The 17,537-nt window shown below is 70.4% G+C and carries 14 protein-coding genes; 13 read left to right on the forward strand and 1 reads right to left on the reverse strand.

From position 1 onward, the window contains the following. Nucleotides 1-66: 66 nt before the first annotated feature. Nucleotides 67-2,694 carry a M4 family metallopeptidase gene (locus ACQPZF_RS06010; protein ID WP_433269099.1) on the reverse strand — a complete coding sequence of 876 codons (2,628 nt, stop codon included), beginning with the start codon at nucleotides 2,692-2,694 and terminating at the stop codon, nucleotides 67-69. A gap of 455 nt (nucleotides 2,695-3,149) precedes the next feature. Here ACQPZF_RS06010 and ACQPZF_RS06015 point away from each other — a divergent pair, with 455 nt between their 5' ends. The 13 genes from ACQPZF_RS06015 (at nucleotide 3,150) to ACQPZF_RS06075 (ending at nucleotide 17,518) form a co-directional block, all read left to right on the forward strand. Next, nucleotides 3,150-3,806 (forward strand): GntR family transcriptional regulator, encoded by a 657-nt coding sequence (locus tag ACQPZF_RS06015; RefSeq protein ID WP_433269101.1) that lies wholly within the window; start codon nucleotides 3,150-3,152, stop codon nucleotides 3,804-3,806. Continuing rightward, entirely contained in the window at nucleotides 3,806-5,221 is a 1,416-nt protein-coding gene (locus tag ACQPZF_RS06020) for a 4-hydroxyphenylacetate 3-hydroxylase family protein (RefSeq protein WP_433269103.1), read from the forward strand. The genes ACQPZF_RS06015 and ACQPZF_RS06020 overlap by 1 nt, the downstream gene beginning before the upstream one ends. Next, nucleotides 5,218-5,562: a cupin domain-containing protein gene (locus ACQPZF_RS06025; protein WP_433269105.1), complete on the forward strand. Its 345-nt coding sequence runs from the start codon at nucleotides 5,218-5,220 to the stop codon at nucleotides 5,560-5,562. The genes ACQPZF_RS06020 and ACQPZF_RS06025 overlap by 4 nt, the downstream gene beginning before the upstream one ends. Nucleotides 5,563-5,579: 17 nt before the next feature. Next, on the forward strand, nucleotides 5,580-6,101 hold the full coding sequence (locus tag ACQPZF_RS06030) for a flavin reductase family protein (RefSeq protein WP_433269107.1): 522 nt from the start codon (nucleotides 5,580-5,582) through the stop codon (nucleotides 6,099-6,101). A gap of 151 nt (nucleotides 6,102-6,252) precedes the next feature. Next, nucleotides 6,253-7,689, forward strand: coding sequence for a CocE/NonD family hydrolase (locus ACQPZF_RS06035; RefSeq protein ID WP_433269109.1), 1,437 nt, complete (start codon nucleotides 6,253-6,255; stop codon nucleotides 7,687-7,689). After that, nucleotides 7,689-8,630, forward strand: a complete 942-nt coding sequence (locus ACQPZF_RS06040) for an ABC transporter permease (protein WP_433269111.1) — start codon at nucleotides 7,689-7,691, stop codon at nucleotides 8,628-8,630. Before ACQPZF_RS06035 ends, ACQPZF_RS06040 begins: the two co-directional genes overlap by 1 nt. Then, nucleotides 8,627-10,495: a dipeptide/oligopeptide/nickel ABC transporter permease/ATP-binding protein gene (locus tag ACQPZF_RS06045; RefSeq protein WP_433269113.1), complete on the forward strand. Its 1,869-nt coding sequence runs from the start codon at nucleotides 8,627-8,629 to the stop codon at nucleotides 10,493-10,495. Before ACQPZF_RS06040 ends, ACQPZF_RS06045 begins: the two co-directional genes overlap by 4 nt. Nucleotides 10,496-10,564: 69 nt before the next feature. After that, entirely contained in the window at nucleotides 10,565-11,359 is a 795-nt protein-coding gene (locus tag ACQPZF_RS06050) for an ATP-binding cassette domain-containing protein (protein ID WP_433269115.1), read from the forward strand. A 15-nt stretch (nucleotides 11,360-11,374) separates the two neighbouring features. Continuing rightward, entirely contained in the window at nucleotides 11,375-12,898 is a 1,524-nt protein-coding gene (locus ACQPZF_RS06055) for an ABC transporter substrate-binding protein (protein WP_433269117.1), read from the forward strand. Nucleotides 12,899-13,334: 436 nt separating this feature from the next. Next, nucleotides 13,335-14,117 carry a carbon-nitrogen family hydrolase gene (locus ACQPZF_RS06060; RefSeq protein WP_433269119.1) on the forward strand — a complete coding sequence of 261 codons (783 nt, stop codon included), beginning with the start codon at nucleotides 13,335-13,337 and terminating at the stop codon, nucleotides 14,115-14,117. Next, a complete protein-coding gene (locus ACQPZF_RS06065) occupies nucleotides 14,114-14,776 on the forward strand; it encodes a DUF2848 family protein (RefSeq protein ID WP_433269121.1) in 663 nt (220 codons plus the stop codon). Before ACQPZF_RS06060 ends, ACQPZF_RS06065 begins: the two co-directional genes overlap by 4 nt. Continuing rightward, nucleotides 14,776-16,203 (forward strand): 4-hydroxyphenylacetate 3-hydroxylase family protein, encoded by a 1,428-nt coding sequence (locus ACQPZF_RS06070; RefSeq protein WP_433269122.1) that lies wholly within the window; start codon nucleotides 14,776-14,778, stop codon nucleotides 16,201-16,203. Before ACQPZF_RS06065 ends, ACQPZF_RS06070 begins: the two co-directional genes overlap by 1 nt. 16 nt (nucleotides 16,204-16,219) lie before the next feature. Beyond that, on the forward strand, nucleotides 16,220-17,518 hold the full coding sequence (locus ACQPZF_RS06075) for an MFS transporter (protein WP_433269124.1): 1,299 nt from the start codon (nucleotides 16,220-16,222) through the stop codon (nucleotides 17,516-17,518). Nucleotides 17,519-17,537 lie beyond the last annotated feature (19 nt).

Raw genomic sequence — 17,537 nt, forward strand, 5'->3', positions numbered from 1 at the left:
GACAGGGCGGCTGCCGACCTGGATGAGTCGACAGCCGCCCCGTCAGGCGATCAGGTGTTCAGGTGATCAGCAGGCGCCCTGGTCCGCCCACACGGCCCAGGAGCCGGGTGCGCCCGGCTCCGCGCCGGTCGAGTACCAGGTGGACTTCCACTTGTGCGAGTTGTACGAGACCTCGTCGTTCGGCACGTAGGCCGTGGTCGCGCTCCACTCGGGAACGCCACCGCAGCCGCCACCGCCGTCACCGGTCACCGTCAGGGTGTAGGTGGCGGTGTGGTTGGTGTCCGTGCCGGTGGCCGTCACCGTGATGGTGTAGGTGCCTTCCGGCGTGGTCGCCGACGTGGCGATGGCCAGCGTGGACGACTCGCCGGACTCCACCGACAGCGGGGTGAAGGTGGCCGTCGCGCCGTCCGGCAGGCCGGACGCCGCGAAGTGCACCTTGTGCGGCGAACCGGCGGTGGTCCGGGTGCTCAGCGTCGTCGTCGCCGAGCTGCCCGCCTGGACGCTGCCGCTCTCCGGGCTCAGGGTCACCGCGAAGTCGTTCGCCGGGGGCTCCCCGCCGACCCGCAACGTGTACGTCGCCGAGTGCGTCGCGTCCCCTCCGGTGCCGGTGACGGTCACCGTGTAGCTGCCGGCCGGGGTCGAGGCGGAGGTGGCGAGAGTCAGCTTCGAGGACTCGCCGGCCGCCAGGGTGGACGGGTCGAACGTCGCCGTCGTGCCCGTGGGCAGGCCGGACGCGGTGAGCGAGACCTTCTGCGACTCACCGGACGTGACGGTCGTGCCGACGGTGGTCGTCAGCGTGCCGCCGGGGTTCGTGTCGCCGCTGTTGGGGTTCAGGGCGAGGGAGAAGTCGTTGGCCGGCGGCTGGCTGCCGACGGTCAGGTTGTACGTCACCGTGTGCGTGGCGGTGCCCGTGCCCCGCACGGTGATCGGGTAGGTGCCCGGCGCGACACCGGCCGTGGTGGACACGGTCAGCGTGGACGACTGGCCCGAGGTGACCGACTCCGGGCTGAACCGGACGGTCACGCCGGCCGGCTGGCCGGTCGCGGTCAGCGCCACGGCGTGCGGGCTGCCGCTCACCGTGGTGGTGGTGATGGACGTGGTCGCCTGGCCGCCCGCCTGGACGGTGCCCGAGGCCGGGTTCAGCTCCAGGCTGAAGTCGTTGGCCGGGGTGTTGGTGCAGGTCGGCTCGCCGGACTGGGCCGGGAGGCTGATCGCCTGCCAGGCCGCCTTCACCGCGTTGAACTGCGCGCACGTCGGGTCGAGCGCCTTCGCCGCCGTCAGGGTCGCGATGCGGTACTTGAAGTGCGTCATACCGGACGTCTTGAGCAGCATGGCGTTGTAGAACACGCGGCCCGCCGCCTGGATGCCGATGCCGCGCACGGTCGAGCCGTCGCAGGTCGGGCTGGCCGCCGAGCCTTCGGCGAGCAGGTAGAACCAGTGGTTGAGCGGACCGGCCGCCGCGTGCACCTCGGTGCCCGGGATGGCGCTGGACCAGCAGTTCGGGTGTCCGCTGACCGCCTGCGGGTTGGCCATGTTCCGGATCGGGCCGCGCCCGACCAGGTTGACCGACTCGCCGACGAGGTAGTCCGGGGTGTCGAACGGGGCCGGCTCGTTGGCGTACGCCTCGGTCAGCGCGCCCATGATGTCGCCGGTGGCCTCGCCCAGACCGGCCTCACGACCGGCGCCGCCGGGGGTGTACTGGTCGAGGGCGTGCCCGTGCTCGTGGCCGACCACGTCCATGGACGCGATCCACTGGTTGGCGTTGTTGCGGCCGATCTCGATGTGCTGGCCGGTCCAGTACGCGTTGACCCGGTCCAGGCCGACCTTGACCGTGACGCCGCGGCCGTTGCCGTCGATGCCGTTGCGGCCCAGCCAGTTCTTCAGCATGTCCCACTGCTTCTGCGTCGACCACAGGGTGTCGGCGCAGCCGGTCTCCTTGCTGGTGGCCTTGCCCGTGCCGAACGAGTTGGACGGCTTGCTGAACGGCTGGTTGGTCGCGTAGTCCACGCACCGCAGGCCGGGCCGGGTGTCGTCCACCGTGCTGTTGTTGCTGGTGTCGATGGACAGCGGGTTCGGGCCGTTCCACTCGCTGTTGCCGGTGCCCGCCTTCACGTCGTCCACGAGGTCCTCGACCACGCCGGTCTGCGCGTTCACGTAGACGTGCAGCCGGCTCGGGTCGCCGGCGCGCTGACCGGTGACGATCACCTCGTACACGAGCTTGCCGTGCTCTTCGGCGAGCACGGACAGCGTGCCGCCCTCGACCTTGTCCACAGTGGTCATCTGGGCGCGCGCGATGGACTTCGCCCGCTGGACGCCGATTCTGGCCCTGGTGTCGACCGCGAGGCCGCCTTCGTTGGCGGCGACGGTCTCCAGGACCTTGCCGGCCGAGTCGGTGGCCACGACCGCGTCGCCGCCGATGACCGGGAGGCCCTTGTAGGTGCGGTCGTAGGAGACGTAGAAGAGGTCCTTTCTGCCCGGGATGCCGCCGGTGTAGACGGCCTTCCGGTGGAACTGCTCGTCGGGGCCCTTGGCCAGGGCGTCCAGGCCGGACGCTGCGGCCTGGTCGGCCGCGTTGGTGGCCAAGGTGATCGGACTGGCCGGCGCGGCCGGCGCCGCTTGCGCGACGCTTGACGCGGTCTGGACCGACAGGGCGGCCAGGCACGCGGCCAGGTAGACGCCGATACTGCGTTTCATGCCAGCTCCTCAGGCACGCAGGGAATACCGAGGACTCGGACGAGAATGTCCCAGTCACGAAGTGGGCGGCCTCGTTTTAAGCAGTCCCTGTGTAACGCGCATGGCGTAACCCATCGAGGATTAACCGTTGCCAGAACCTTCCGGTTGATCTGTTCGGGTCAATGCCCATGACCAGGCGACGGCCTGGTCATACGACCTGATCTATGGGTTTTCGATATACCTCCGAATGGTCGCACGCAGTTGCCTCGAATTCACTTCGCGACGGCACCGGCCGACGGTATCGGTATTTGTCCGGATCACGACACCGCCCGCTCGGGCCGAGTCCGCCGCGGGCGCCTGACGGCCATGCCGTGCCCGGTGCGTCCGCACCCCTCGTGCCGGGTCGGTGAACCGCGGGTCGCGGTGGGGTCACGACCTCTTGTGCTCGTTGTCCACGGCTTGTATACATCTCGTCCATGAGCAGTTCACAACTGTCCGGCGGGTCCGCCCAGGACACCACCTACCGGTGGCTCAAGCAGCACATCGCCACGCTGCCGCCGGACGACGGGACGTTCCTCACCGAGTCCGGCGTGGCACAGGCGGCGGGCACGTCGCGCACGCCGGTCCGGGAGGCGCTGCTGCGCCTGGAGGCCGAGGGCTTCCTGCGGATCATGCCCAAGAAGGGCGCGTTCGTGCCGCCGATCTCGGACGCCGAGGTGCGCGCGGTGATGGAGGCGCGGGCGTTGGTGGAGGACTGGTGCGTGCGCCGGGCCGTGCCCGCCGAGGAGTCGTTCACCGCCGAGCTGGACCAACTCGTGGCCGACCAGGAGGCCGCGATCACCGACCCGCTCGGGTTCATCGAGCGGGACCGCGTGTTCCACCGCACCATCGTGCGGCGGGCGGGCAACCCGGTGCTCGCCGACTTCTACGAGACGCTGCGCGAGCGCCAGGTCCGGATGGGCCTGCGGGCGGTGTCCACCAGCGCCGACCGGTCCCGCCGGGTGCTGGACGAGCACGCCGCGATAGTGGCCGCCCTGCGCACCGGAGACCCCGAGGAGGCGGGCCGCGCGGTGGCCGCCCACCTGATGAGCACGTTGACCGCGCTGCACCTGTCCGACGCTAGGAGCACGTGATGCGCACTGGAGCCGAATACCTGGCCTCGTTGAAGGACAACCGTCGGGTCTACGTGGACGGTGTGGCGGTGGACGACGTCGCGCACCACCCGGCGTTCGCGCCGGTCGCGAAGACCATCGCCGAGCTGTTCGACCTCGTCGACGAGCGGTTCGCGGTGGGCGGGGTGAACCGGCTGTTCGTCCCGCCCCGCAGCCGGGAGGACCTGACCGCGTTCCGCGCCGCCGCGACGGTGTGGGCCGAGCACACGCACGGCTGGGTCGGTCGGAGCCCGGATCACGTGGGCGCGTTCGCCGCCGCGTTCGCCGCGCACCCGGAGGCGTTCTCCGAGAACCTGGCGACGAACGTGGTCGCGTTCCAGCGTCGTATCGCCGAGCAGAGCCTGTACGTCTCGTACGCGATCATCCCGCCGCAGGTGTCCCGTGCGACGACCGCGCACGAGTGGGACGGTGAGTTCGTCCAGGTCGGCGTCGTGGAGGAACGCGCCGACGGGATCGTGGTCCGGGGTGCGCAGATGTTGGCGACCGGTGGTGCGGTGGCGGATGAGATCCTGGTGTCCTGCATCAAGCCGCTGACCGCCGAGGACGCGGACTTCGCGATCAGTTTCGCGGTGCCGGTGGGTGCGGAGGGGCTGAAGTTGTTGTGTCGCAGGCCTTATGCGCCGGCCGCGACGAGTCGGTACGACTACCCGCTCACGACCAGGTTCGATGAGACGGACGCCTTGCTGGTGTTCGATGACGTGTTCATCCCGTGGGAGCGGGTGTTCGTCTATCGCGATGTGGCGGGTCTTCGGCGTCAGTTTTTCGACACCGGTGCGCATGTGCTGGGGAACTGGCAGGCGCAGATCAGGTTCGCGGTGAAGTTGCGGTTCCTGGCCGGTCTGGCGCGGAAGGTCGCGGCGGTCAACGGCGTCGACAAGTTCCCTGGTGTCGTGGAGAAGCTGGGGGAGCTGGCGTCACTGACATCGCTGGTCGAGTCGGCGGTGCTGGCCGCCGAGTACGCCGCGAAGCCCGATGCCCAGGGGATGTGGCGGCCGGATGCCCAGGCGCTGTACGGCGTGATGGGGTTGCAGGCCGAGTTGTACCCGAGGGTGTTGGCGATCCTGCGGGACTTGGTCGGTGGGGGTGTGCTGCAAGTGCCGTCGAGCGTGGCGGACATGACCAGTCCTGAGACTCGGCCGGATATCGATCGGTACGTGCACAGTCCCGGTGTGTCCGCCGAAGAACGCGTGAAGCTGTTCAAGTTGGTGTGGGACGCGGTGGGCAGCGAGTTCGCCGGTCGTCACCACCAGTACGAGATGTTCTACGCCGGAGCGCCGTTCGTGGCCAAGGGCCACGCGTTCCGCAACTACGACTTCGACACCGCGCTCGCGGAGGTCGATGCGTTCCTCGCCTCCTACGGCATGGAGTCACCGTGAGCAAACCCGAACACGAGTTCTTCCCGGTCACCGAGGTCGGCTTCACCGTCTGCCCCGGCGACGACCCCGCCATCACCGAACGGGTCCTGGCCCGCGACGACGAAACCGGTGTGGCGACCAGGATCCTGCGCTACGAGCCGGGCGCCGACTCGTCCGCGATGGGCGTGCAGCGGCACGACTTCTGGGAGGAGGTCTACATCCTGGAGGGCTCGTTCACCGACCTGACGCTGGGGCGGACCTTCACCAAGGGCATGTACGCCTGCCGCCCGCCGGGCATGCCGCACGGGCCGTGGCGCACCGACGAGGGGGTCCTGACATTCGAGGTCCGCTACCGGACCTGAGCACCCTGGAGGATCGGATGATCCCGGCAACCACACCCGTCGAACCGTCGACCATGCGCCGCACGATGGGCCGCTTCGCCACCGGCGTGGCCGTGGTGACCACCCGCGCCGCCGACGGCGCGCCGCACGGCATGACCGTCAACTCGCTCACCTCCGTCTCGCTCGAACCGCCCCTCCTGCTGGTGTGCCTCACCATCGGCGCGCGCAGCACCGAGGCCGTGATCTCGGCCGGCCGGTTCGCCGTCAACATCCTGTCCAGCCGCCAGGAACACCTGGCGCTGCGCTTCGCCCGCCGGGGCGAGGACCACTTCGCGGGCCTCGACGTGACCCACGGCCGGCACCGCGTCCCGGTGATCCCGGACGCCTTCGCCCACCTCGAATGCGATGTCGAGCGCCACTTCACCGCGGGCGACCACATCGTCGTCATCGGGCACGTGCGGGACGTGTGCGAGCGCGACGGCGAGCCGTTGGGCTTCCTGCGCGGCCGGTTCAGCGACGTGCTGGACCGGGGCCACGCGCCGGCGCCCTGGATCTCCTGACCTGGACCGGCGATGCGCCCTGGATCTCCTGACCCGGACCGGGGATGCGCCCTGGATCTCCTGACCTGGATCTGACCTGGACCGGGACAACGCCCTCGATCGCCTGACCCCAGGTCTCCCCGGACTCCCCTCGAAGCGAGGTTTCTTCGCCATGCCCGAAAACCCGAACCTGCCGCCGCCCCAGCGGCTCGACATCCCGATGAGCGACGGCGCGGTGCTGTCCGCGCTGCGCTATCCGGGCGGCGCGACGCCGTCCCCGGTCGTCGTCACGATCACGCCGTACCGCAAGGAAGCCGCCCAGAACGCCGACCTCGTCGCGGCCGTGCTGGACGCCGGCTACGACGTGGTGGTCGCCGACGTGCGCGGATTCGGCGGCTCGACCGGCCCGTACCACGGCGTGCTGTCCGAACGCGAGGCGCAGGACAGCGCCGAGCTGCTGGAGTGGTTGGCGGACCAGGACTTCTGCGACGGCCGCACGGCCATGGTCGGCGGGTCGTACTGCGGGATCAACCAGTTGCTGGCCGCTGTGCGACGGCCGCGCGGACTCCGTTGCATCGCACCGTGGATCGCGCCGACCGACACCTACCGGGACATGTGGAAGCGCGGTGGCATCCCCTCGCACACCGCGTGGGGCGCCCGGACGTTCCTCAACTCCTCGCGCGAGCAGACCCGCCGGGACGGGTTGCGGCACTTCTACTCCGAGCTGGTGGACGAGCCGTTCGACACGGAGTTGTTCCACCGCGCCGACTTCACGGCCCTGGACGTGCCCGCCCTGTTCATCGGCGGCTGGCAGGACTACTTCCTGCGCGGCACGGTGCGCGGCTTCCGGCAGGCCGCCGGTCCGAAGCGCCTGCTGGTCGGCAACTGGAGCCACGAGCCGTTCCTGGGCCCGGAGCTGCGCGCCGAACTCGTCGGCTGGCTGGACCTCTGGTTGCGGGACCAGGGCGACCACTCCGCGGACAACGTGCGGCTGGCGGTCTTCGGCGCCGACGAGTGGACCTCGCACCGGGGTTGGCCCGAGCCGTCCTGGACCCGCTGGGAGCCGGTGGCCGAGCCCACGACCGTCGACGTCGCCGCGAGCCTGCTCAGCGTGCCGCCCGCGCCGCCCACGCCGGTGAACGTGCTGGTGGACCTGGCCACCGAGTCCGGGATGCGGCTGTGGGGCGAGTCCGCGACCTTCGACCTGCCGGTCGACCGGCCGACCGAGCTGCTGGGCAACGTGGGCCTGACGGCCGTGCTGTCCGTGGCGGGCTGCGCCGACGTCGACCTGCACGCGCGGATCTCGGTGGTCCGGGCCGGCGGTGAGGTCCAGCAGGTCACCGAAGGCCGGTTGCGCGCGTCGCACCGGGCCGTGGACGCCGAGCGCAGCGAGCCCGCCGCGCCGTGGCACCCGCACGACCGGGCGGAAGAGCTGCCGCAGGGCGAGCCCGTCACGCTCGACGTGGAGGTCTACCCCGTGCACCTGCGCCTGGCGCCGGGTGACGCGGTGCGGCTGGGCGTGACCGTGACCCGGGCCGACGAGTCGGGGTCGCCCGCTACCGTGACGTTCCTGCCCGGCACGACCGTGCTGCTACCCGGGACGCGGTGATGCTCCGCCTGGTCGGCGGCCGGCTGCTGTGGTCGGTCCCGCTGCTGGTCGTCCTGTCCGCCTTGACGTTCCTGCTGGCGTGGCTGACGCCCGGCGACGCCGCGCGGGTGGTCCTGGGCACGAACACCGATCCCGCCGCGTACGAGCAGGTCCGGTCCCAGCTCGGGCTGGACCGGCCGCTGCCGGAGCAGTACGGGACGTGGCTGTCCGGCGCGGTGCGCGGCGACCTCGGCCGCTCGCTGTTCACCGGCGAGTCCGTGTCGGCGATCGTCGACTCGCGGCTGGCGGTGAGCCTGTCGCTGCTCCTGTTGTCCGCCTTGGTGATCGCCGTCGTGGGCGTCGCGCTCGGGATGTTCGGCGCGCTGCGCGGCGGGGTCGCGGGGCGGGTGCTGGACGGCCTGTCGGTGGTCGCGATGAGCGTGCCGACGCCGTGGCTCGGGCTGGTGCTGGTGGTGGTGTTCGCGGTGAACCTGGCGTGGTTCCCGGTCACCGGGTACGTGCCGGCGGCGCAGTCGCCGGACGGGTGGGCGTTGTCGCTCGCGCTGCCGGTGGTGTGCCTGGCGGTGGGCGGGATCGCGGTGATCGCCAAGCAGGTGCGGGGCGCGGTGGTGGAGGTGCTGGGGCGGCCCTACGTCCGGGCGTTGCGCGCCAACGGGTTGCCCGCGCGGCGGATCATCTTCCGGCACGTCGCCAAGAACGCCGCCCTTCCCGTGGTCGCGGTGTTCGGCGTGGTGCTGATCGGTCTGCTCGGCGGGTCGGTCGTGGTGGAGCAGCTATTCGCGCTGCCGGGCCTCGGCCAGCTCACCGTCACCGCCGCGGCGCAGCACGACCTGCCGGTCCTGCAAGGGGTCGTGCTGTGCTTCACGGTCCTGGTGGTGATCGTCAACCTGCTGGTCGACCTGGTCACCGGCTGGCTGAGCCCGAACGCGGTGACCCGGTGAACGCGTGGCGCGCGGTCGTGAGCCGACCGCTCGGCGCGACCTGCCTGGCGTGGCTGGGACTGGTCGTCCTGGCCTGCGTGTCGGCCGACCTCATCGCGCCTTACGACCCGCAGGAGCAAGACCTCGCTTCTGTCTACAGTGGACCGACGTGGGCGCACTGGCTGGGCACCGACCAGCTTGGCCGGGACATCCTCAGCCGCGTGCTGCACGGCGGGCAGGTGAGCCTGCTGGTGGTGGGCCAGGCGCTGGCCGCGTACCTGCTGCTGGGCTGCGCGGCGGGCGTGCTCGCGGGCTACCGGCGCGGCCTGCTGGACCGGATCGTGCTGCGGGTGAGCGATCTGGCGCTCGCCATGCCCGCCGTGGTGATTCTGCTGGTCGTGCTGGCGATCTTCCCGCACGACGAGTCCGCCGCCATGATCACGCTCGGCGTGCTGTCCGCCGCCGGCCTGGCCAGGGTGGTGCGGGCGTCCACGGTCGCGGTGCGCGACGAGCCGTTCGTCGCCGCCGCCCGGGTCGCGGGCCTGACCACGCCCCGAATCCTCGGTCGGCACGTGCTGCCCTCGGTCATCGGCCCGGTCATCTCGCTGGTCGCCCTGGTCGCCGGCTCGGCGCTGCTGGTGGAGGCCTCACTGGGGTTCCTCGGCCTGGGCGTGCAGCCGCCCGAGCCGAGCTGGGGCGGGCTGATCGCCGAGGCGTCCCAGGCGATCTACCGGCAACCGTGGCTGCTGGTGCCCAGCGGTGGCGTGGTGGCGTCGACGGCCATCGCGTGCGCGGTCCTCGGTGACGTCGTGCGTGCCGCCACCGACGACCGCACGAGCCGGGAACCGTTGTCCTGGAGGCGGATGCGCACGAGCGTCACCCGGAAGGCGGGTGCGCCGCCGGACGACACGGCGGTGCTGTCGGTGCGCGGGCTGTCCGTGCGGCTGGACGACGGCACGACCCTCGTCGACGACGTGAGCTTCGACCTGCACCCCGGCTCCGCACTGGGACTGGTCGGGGAATCGGGCTGTGGCAAGACGATGACCGTGTCCGCCGTGCTGCGCCTGCTGCCGCCCGGCGCGGTGGTCGACGCGGCCGAGGTGCGGTTCGCCGGGCAGGACCTGCTGTCGCTGGACGAACGCGGCATGGCCCTGGTGCGGGGCGGCGGCATCGCCTACATCGCCCAGGACCCGGTGGCCAGCCTGGACCCGCTGTTCACGGTGGGCGACCAGCTCACCGAGGCGGTGCGCCACCACCACCGGGGCGCGACCCGGGCGGAGGTGCTGCGGCGGGCGGTCGAGCTGTTGGAGTCCGTCCACCTGCCCGACCCGCCCGGTGTGCTGGCCAAGTACCCGCACCAGCTATCCGGCGGGATGGCGCAACGGGTGGCGATCGCGCGTGCGCTCGCGGGCGAGCCGCGGGTGCTGATCGCGGACGAGCCGACGACCGCGCTCGACGTGACCGTGCAGGCCGAGATCCTGGACCTGTTGCGGGAGTTGCGGGACGGCACCGGCATGGCCCTGGTCCTGGTCACCCACGACTGGGGTGTCGTCGCCGACACCTGCGACACGGCCGTGGTCATGTACGCCGGCCAGGTCGTGGAGCAGACCGACGTGCGACGGGTGTTCGACGCGCCCCGGCACCCGTACACGGAGGCGTTGCTGGCCGCCGATCCGAGCGCGGCGCCACCAGGTGCCCGACTGCCCGTGCTACCCGGCTCCGTGCCCTCACCCGGCCACTGGCCCGACGGCTGCCGCTTCGCGCCGCGCTGCGCGTTCGCGACCGCGGAGTGCGCGGCTCCGGTGGCCGTCACCGCCGAGCCGGCCCGCGGCAGCTACCGCTGTGTCCATCCCCGGCACGGCACGACGACGGGAGTCGGGCGATGAGGGCGTTGGTCGGCACGACGGGAGCAGGGCGATGAAGGCGTTGTTCTGCAGAGCGACGGGAGTCGGACGATGAGGGCGTTGCTCGACATCGCGGACCTCGATGTGCGGTACGGCGACCAGGTCGCGCTCACCGACGTCTCGCTGACCGTCCAGCCCGGCCAGACCGTCGGCCTGGTGGGCGAGTCCGGCTCCGGCAAGACGACCCTCGGCAAGGCCGTGCTCGGCCTCGTGCCGGTGTCCGGCGGCACGATCCGCCTGGACGGCCGGGAGATCACCGACCTGCGGCCGAAGGAGCGCCGTGCGCTGAGCGGCCGGCTCCAGGTGGTGTTCCAGAACCCCTACCTGTCGTTCAACCCCCGCCGCACCATCGGCCAGGCCGTCGCGGAGACCCTGCCGCCCGGCACCGGCCGGGACGAGGCACGGGACCGGGTGGGCGCGATGCTCGACCGCGTGGGTGTCGACCGGGGCGCCGCGGGCCGCTATCCCGGCCAGTTCTCCGGCGGCCAGCTCCAGCGGATCGCCATCGCCCGTGCCCTGATGCCCGACCCGAGCCTGCTGATCTGTGACGAGGCGGTCAGCGCGCTGGACCTGTCCGTGCAGGCCCACGTGCTGAACCTGCTCGCCGACCTGCGGGCCGAGCGCGGCCTGTCCTACCTGTTCATCACCCACGACCTCGCTGTGGTCCGGCACCTCGCGGACCGCGTCGTGGTGCTGCGCCGCGGCCGGGTCGTGGAGGCGGGCCGCGTGGACGACGTCTGCGAGACCCCGCGCCACCCGTACACGCGGGCACTGCTCGCCGCCGCGCCCGTGCCGGACCCGTCCGCACAGGCCCGCCGACGGGCCGAACGCCGTGCCCTCGCCTGAGAAAGGACCTGTCGGATGAGACGACTCCCAGCCCTGCTGGCGGCGTTCGCGCTGCTGGCCGCCGGCTGTGCCGGCACCTCGGCCGCCGCCGACGACACCCTCGTCATCGCGCTGCCCGCCCCACCGGAAAGCCTCGACCCCGCGCAGAACGGTTCCGGTGTCCAGGGCATCGTGCACTGGCTGACCTACGAGCCGCTGATCCGGGCCAACTCGGACGGCACGTTCAGCGCGGCGATCGCGTCGGACTGGAAGTACGTCGGCCCCGGCAACACGCGGTTCGAGATGACCATCCGGCCGGACGTGCGCTTCGCCGACGGCACCCCGGTCGACCCGGCGGCCGTGGTCGCGACGCTCAAGTACTACCTCGCCAGTCCCGGCCCGATGAAGCCGTTCCTGACCGGGATCAGCGACGTGACCAGCGAGGGCCCGATCGTCCGGGTCGAGCTGACCACGCCGAACCCGATCCTGCCGTACGTGTTCAGCCAACTGGTGAACTGGGGCGACGTGATCAGCCCCGCCGGCCTCGCCCAGCCCGACAAGCTGACGGCCAAGACGTTCGGCGCGGGCGCGTACATGCTCGACACGTCGGCCACGATCGCGGGCGACCACTACACGTTCGTCAAGAACCCCAACTACTACCGGCCCGAGTCGCAGCGGTTCACCAAGGTCGAGGTGCGCGTGATCCCCGACCCGAACTCGGCGGTGCAGGCGTTGGCGAGCGGCCAGGTCGACGTGAACCTCAACGCCACGGCCACATCGGCCGACCAGGCACGGGCGAGCGGCGCGTCGGTGCTGGAGGGCAACCCCGGAGTGCTGGCGCTGTACCTGATCGACCGGGCCGGCCAGACCACACCCGCGATGGGCGACGTCCGGGTGCGGCAGGCGCTCAACCACGCCGTGGACCGTGACGCGATCGCCAAGGCGCTGGGCGCGGGGTACCAGGCGGTGGGCCAACTCGCCGCCGCCGGCACCGACGGCCACGACCAGTCGCTGGAAGCGGTCTACCCGTACGACCCGGAGAAGGCCCGGCGGCTGCTCGCCGAGGCCGGCTACCAGAACGGTTTCTCGTTCGAGCTGGTGGACCTGCTGACGTTCGGCATGAACACGACATCGCAGGCGGTGGCCGCGCAATTGGCGAAGGTCGGCGTGACGGCGACCATCCAAACGGACGGCAACGACCTCAACCGGTACGTCGCCGACCTGACGTCGCGAAGGTTCTCCGCCACCACGTTCCGGCTCAACACGCCGTTGTTCGCGAGCGCGCTGTTCAACATCACCGGGGCGACCTCACCGCTGAACCCGTTCCAGAGCACGGACCCCGACATCGACCGGGCATTCGGAACCCTGGCCGCCGCCTCGGAGACGGAGCAGGACGGGGCCGCGAAGGCGTTCCACCGCACGGTGGTGGACGAGGCGTGGTTCCTGCCGGTGGCGACGATCCAGAACTACGTGTTCGCCAAGGGCGTCGCCGACCTGGGCGCATTCGCCCCGAACGGCGCACTGGACGTGCTCTCCTGGGCACCACAGGGAAAGCCGTGAAACCGTGCTCCAGGCCGGAAGAGAAAAATTTCAGCTCTTTACGCAGCTTGACGGCAGAAGAGTGACCACAACGGCGGGGTGACCAGAACCTACGCAGGTCTGGGCTCAAGCTGGGAACAGCACGCAACGGGACCACATCATCGGTAGCCCTAAAGGCTGCCTGGGGACCGGTGTCAGCGCAACACGCCGCCCGCAGAGCAACCCGCCCAGCCAACCGACTCGCGTACTCAAAAGCAGAACGCGACCTGGCAGCCGCAAGTGCGCGTTCCGTAGCGCGCGTGGCGTTCCAGCCGTCCCTGGCGGCTTCAGGGGCTTATCGATGATGTGGTGCCGCTGCTTAGCGTTCCCGGCTTGAGACCAGACCTGCGTAGGTACTGGTCGCCTTGCGTTGTGGTTCCTCTGCGGTGGTGCAGTTTTTTAATGATTGGGGAATCGCATGAAGATCGCACTGGTTCAAGTGGCCAGCCCTCCTGAGGAAACACCTGATGCACGCCGTGCGCGTGTTGGTCGGATGGTCGCTGAAGCAAGCGGCGCGGATCTGGTGGTATTGCCTGAACTGTGGGCGGCTGGCTACTTCGCGTTCGACACCTACTCGGAGCGCTCCGAGCCCTTGCACGGGCCGACCGTCGAGGCGGCGCGTCAGTGGGCCGTCGACCTGGGTGCGCACGTCCACTTGGGCAGCATTGTCGAGCGCGATGATCAGGGTCGGCTGTTCAACACCGCCGTGATCATCGCGCCGGACGGGCGGATCGTGCACACCTACCGCAAGGTGCACGTGTTCGGTTACGCCTCAAGGGAAGCCTCGCTGCTCACGCCGGGCGACAAGCTGGACGTGGCGGACACCGCGCTGGGGCCGGTCGGCGCGACCACGTGCTACGACCTCAGGTTCCCGGAACTCTGGCGAGGCCTGGTGGACCGGGGCGCGGAGACGGTCATCGTGCCGGCGGCCTGGCCTGCCGCACGGAGCCGGCACTGGCGGCTGTTCACCGAATGCCGGGCGGTCGAGGAGCAGGTGTTGCTGGTCGCGTGCAACGCGGTCGGCGTGCAGGACGGGGTCGAGCTGGCCGGTGGGAGCCGGGTGGTGGACCCGTGGGGGACGGTGTTGGCCGAGGCCGGCGCCGATGAAGGCGTCACGGTCTGCGAGTACGACCTGGCGGCCGTGGCGAAGGCGCGTGCCGAGTTCCCCGTGCTCGCCGACCGGCGCTGGGGGCGGTCATGACGCTGACGCTGCATGTCACGGGCTCGAAAGAGCAGTTGACGCTGACGCCGGCACGGCTGGTCGTCGCCGGGTACACGGCGCGGGACATCGCCTCGGTCGAGGCGCACATCGAGGAGTTGGCCGCGATCGGGGTGCCGCGCCCGGCGAGCGTGCCGGCGTTCTACGACCTCGATCCGGCCCTGCTGACCACGGACGCGATCGTGGAGGTCGGGGGACCGGCGACGTCCGGTGAGGTCGAACCGGTGGTGATCCGGTCGGGTGGGCGGCACTTCCTGGGCGTCGGCTCCGACCACACCGACCGGGACCTGGAGCGCGCCGACATCGCGGCGTCCAAGGCCGCGTGCCCCAAACCGCTGGGGGCGCAGGTGGTGGAGATCGACCTCGCCGACCTCGGATGGGACAACCTGATCGCCGAGTCCAGTGTGGACGGATGGCAGTACCAACGAGGTCGGGTGGCCACCCTGCGGCACCCGGTCGACACCTTGGACCGGATGGCACGGGCGCTCGGTGACGTCGAGGGCGATCTCGTGCTGTTCTGCGGCACGTTGCCATTGTTGGCGGGGGAGTTCAGCTACGGCAGCTACTGGCGGGTGCACCTCGAAGTGCCCGGTGGCCCGCTGCTGACCCACGCCTACGAAACCAAGCAGAGGAGCACGTGATGCGGACTGGAGCCGAGTACCTGGCCTCCTTGAAGGACAATCGTCGGGTCTACGTGGACGGTGTGGTGGTGGACGACGTCGCGCACCACCCGGCGTTCGCGCCGGTCGCGAAGACGATCGCGGAACTGTTCGACATCGCCGCTGATCCCTCGTCCGGAATGACGATCGAACAAGGCGGCCGGACGGTGAACCGGCTGTTCACCACCCCGCGCAGCCGGGAGGACCTGACCGCGTTCCGTGCCGCCGCTAAGGTGTGGGCCGAACACACGCATGGGTGGGTGGGCCGCAGCCCGGATCACGTGGGCGCGTTCGTCGCCGCGTTCGCCGCGCACCCGGAGGCGTTCGCCGACAATCTGGCAACGAACGTGGTGGCGTTCCAGCAACGCGTGCAAACAGAGAACCTGTATGTCTCGTACGCGATCATCCCGCCGCAGGTGTCCCGTGCGACGACCGCGCACGAGTGGGACGGCGACTTCGTCCAGGTCGGTGTCGCTGAAGAGCGGCCCGACGGCATCGTCGTGCGGGGCGCGCAGATGTTGGCGACCGGTGGTGCGGTGGCGGATGAGATCCTGGTGTCCTGCATCAAGCCGCTGAGCCCGGACGACACGGATTTCGCGATCAGTTTCGCGGTGCCAGTAGGTGCCGAGGGGCTGAAGCTGTTGTGCCGCCGGCCTTATGCGCCGGCCGCGACGAGTCGGTACGACTACCCGCTCACGACCAGGTTCGATGAGACGGACGCCTTGCTGGTGTTCGATGACGTGTTCATCCCGTGGGAGCGGGTGTTCGTCTATCGCGATGTGGCGGGTCTCCGGCGTCAGTTCTTTGATACCGGTGCGCATGTGCTGGGGAACTGGCAGGCGCAGCTCAGGTTCGCGGTGAAGTTGCGGTTCCTGGCCGGTCTGGCGAGGAAGGTCGCAGCGGTCAACGGGGTGGACAAGTTCCCCGGTGTGGTCGAGAAGCTGGGGGAGCTGGCGTCACTGACGTCGCTGGTCGAGTCGGCGGTGCTGGCGGCCGAGCACACGGCGGAACCGGACGCGCAAGGCCTGTGGCGACCGGGCGCGCGAGCCCTGTACGGCGTGATGGGGCTGCAATCCGAGTTGTACCCGAGGGTGTTGGCGATCCTCCGAGACCTGGTCGGCGGTGGTGTGCTGCAAGTGCCGTCGAGCGTGGCGGACATGACCAGTACTGAGACTCGGCCGGATATCGATCGGTATGTGCACAGTCCGGGTGTGTCCGCCGAGGAGCGGGTGAAGTTGTTCAAGTTGGTGTGGGACGCGGTGGGCAGCGAGTTCGCCGGTCGTCACCACCAGTACGAGATGTTCTACGCCGGAGCGCCGTTCGTGGCCAAGGGCTACGCGTTCCGCAACTACGGCTTCGAGCAGGCGACCGCCGCCGTCGAGTCCTTCCTCAGCAGCTACGAACTCTGATCCACGGAGGTCGACGATGACCGACACCGTCTCCCCGCAACGGAAAACGCACAAGAGCCTGCCGCTGATCGCCGGATCGAGCCTCGCCGGCACCGCTGTGGAGTGGTACGACTTCTTCCTCTACGGCACCGCTTCGGCGTTGGTGTTCAACAAGCTGTTCTTCCCGGACTCCGACCCGCTGGTCGGCACCATGCTGGCGTTCGCGACCTACGCGGTGGGCTTCATCGCCCGCCCGGTCGGGGCCGTCGTGCTGGGCCACTACGGCGACCGGAAAGGCCGCCGTGCCACGCTGATCGCCAGCCTGGTGCTGATGGGCGCGTCGACGTGCCTGATCGCCCTGATCCCGCCGTACGCGATGATCGGCGCGGCGGCCCCGGCGCTGCTGGTGCTGCTCCGCCTGGTGCAGGGCTTCGCGCTCGGCGGCGAGTGGGGCGGTGCGGTGCTGCTGGTGTCCGAGCACGGCGACAGCTCGCGGCGCGCGTTCTGGTCGTCGTGGCCGAACGTGGGGCCACCGCTGGGGAACCTGCTCGCGGCGGCGGCGCTGGCCGGGCTCGGCGCGGTGATGTCACCCGAGGCGTTCCTGTCCTGGGGCTGGCGGATCGCGTTCGGGCTGTCGGCGGTGCTGGTGCTGATCGGCCTGTGGCTGCGGCTCCACGTCGCCGAGACACCGCTGTTCGAGCAGGCCAAGGCGCCGGTCGGGCTGCCCGCCGGCGTGGTCGTCCGGCGGCACTGGCGGAAGGTCGTGCTGGCCGCCGCGACCCGGTTCGGGGAGAACGCCGGCTTCTACATCTACTCGCTGCTGGTCATCACGTACGTGACGAAGATGCTGGGGTTGAGCCAATCCGTGGCGCTCACCGCCGTGATGGTCGGCCAGGGCGTCGCCGTGCTCACCATCCCGCTGTTCGCGATCCTCGCCGACCGGATCGGCCGCCGGCCGATCTACCTGGCGGCGTCGGCGGCGACGATCGTGTGGGCGTTCGTGTTCTTCGGCCTGCTGGACACCGGGAACACGTTCGCGATCATCCTCGCCGTGTCCGGCGGCCTGCTGATCTTCGCCGCGTACAGCTCGGTCATCGGCGCGTTCTTCTCCGAGTTGTTCCCGACCGAGATCCGGTACTCCGGGGTGTCCCTGGCGTACAACCTCGCGTCGGTGCTGGCCGGATCGCTCGCGCCGATCATCGCCATCGGCCTGTACGCGAAGTTCGGCACGGGCTACGCGATCGCCGCGTACCTGGCGGGGATGGGCGCGGTGTCCCTGGTGGCGGCCCTGATCGCCAAGGAGACGCGGACGGTCGACCTCGCGGGTGTCCGGTAGGTTCTGGTCACGGTGAGGT

It is taken from the genome of Actinosynnema sp. CS-041913 (assembly GCF_050942485.1).
Taxonomy (GTDB): Bacteria; Actinomycetota; Actinomycetes; order Mycobacteriales; family Pseudonocardiaceae; genus Actinosynnema.

Excerpts from the sequence above, each read along its gene's own strand:
- ACQPZF_RS06050 (WP_433269115.1), top strand. The coding sequence starts at position 10,565 with ATGAGGGCGTTGCTCGACATCGCGGACCTCGATGTGCGGTACGGCGAC.
- ACQPZF_RS06040 (WP_433269111.1), top strand. The coding sequence starts at position 7,689 with ATGCTCCGCCTGGTCGGCGGCCGGCTGCTGTGGTCGGTCCCGCTGCTG.
- ACQPZF_RS06075 (WP_433269124.1), top strand. The coding sequence starts at position 16,220 with ATGACCGACACCGTCTCCCCGCAACGGAAAACGCACAAGAGCCTGCCG.
- ACQPZF_RS06060 (WP_433269119.1), top strand. The coding sequence starts at position 13,335 with ATGAAGATCGCACTGGTTCAAGTGGCCAGCCCTCCTGAGGAAACACCT.
- ACQPZF_RS06030 (WP_433269107.1), top strand. The coding sequence starts at position 5,580 with ATGATCCCGGCAACCACACCCGTCGAACCGTCGACCATGCGCCGCACG.
- ACQPZF_RS06010 (WP_433269099.1), bottom strand. The coding sequence starts at position 2,694 with ATGAAACGCAGTATCGGCGTCTACCTGGCCGCGTGCCTGGCCGCCCTG.
- ACQPZF_RS06020 (WP_433269103.1), top strand. The coding sequence starts at position 3,806 with ATGCGCACTGGAGCCGAATACCTGGCCTCGTTGAAGGACAACCGTCGG.
- ACQPZF_RS06015 (WP_433269101.1), top strand. The coding sequence starts at position 3,150 with ATGAGCAGTTCACAACTGTCCGGCGGGTCCGCCCAGGACACCACCTAC.
- ACQPZF_RS06035 (WP_433269109.1), top strand. The coding sequence starts at position 6,253 with ATGCCCGAAAACCCGAACCTGCCGCCGCCCCAGCGGCTCGACATCCCG.
- ACQPZF_RS06065 (WP_433269121.1), top strand. The coding sequence starts at position 14,114 with ATGACGCTGACGCTGCATGTCACGGGCTCGAAAGAGCAGTTGACGCTG.
- ACQPZF_RS06055 (WP_433269117.1), top strand. The coding sequence starts at position 11,375 with ATGAGACGACTCCCAGCCCTGCTGGCGGCGTTCGCGCTGCTGGCCGCC.
- ACQPZF_RS06070 (WP_433269122.1), top strand. The coding sequence starts at position 14,776 with ATGCGGACTGGAGCCGAGTACCTGGCCTCCTTGAAGGACAATCGTCGG.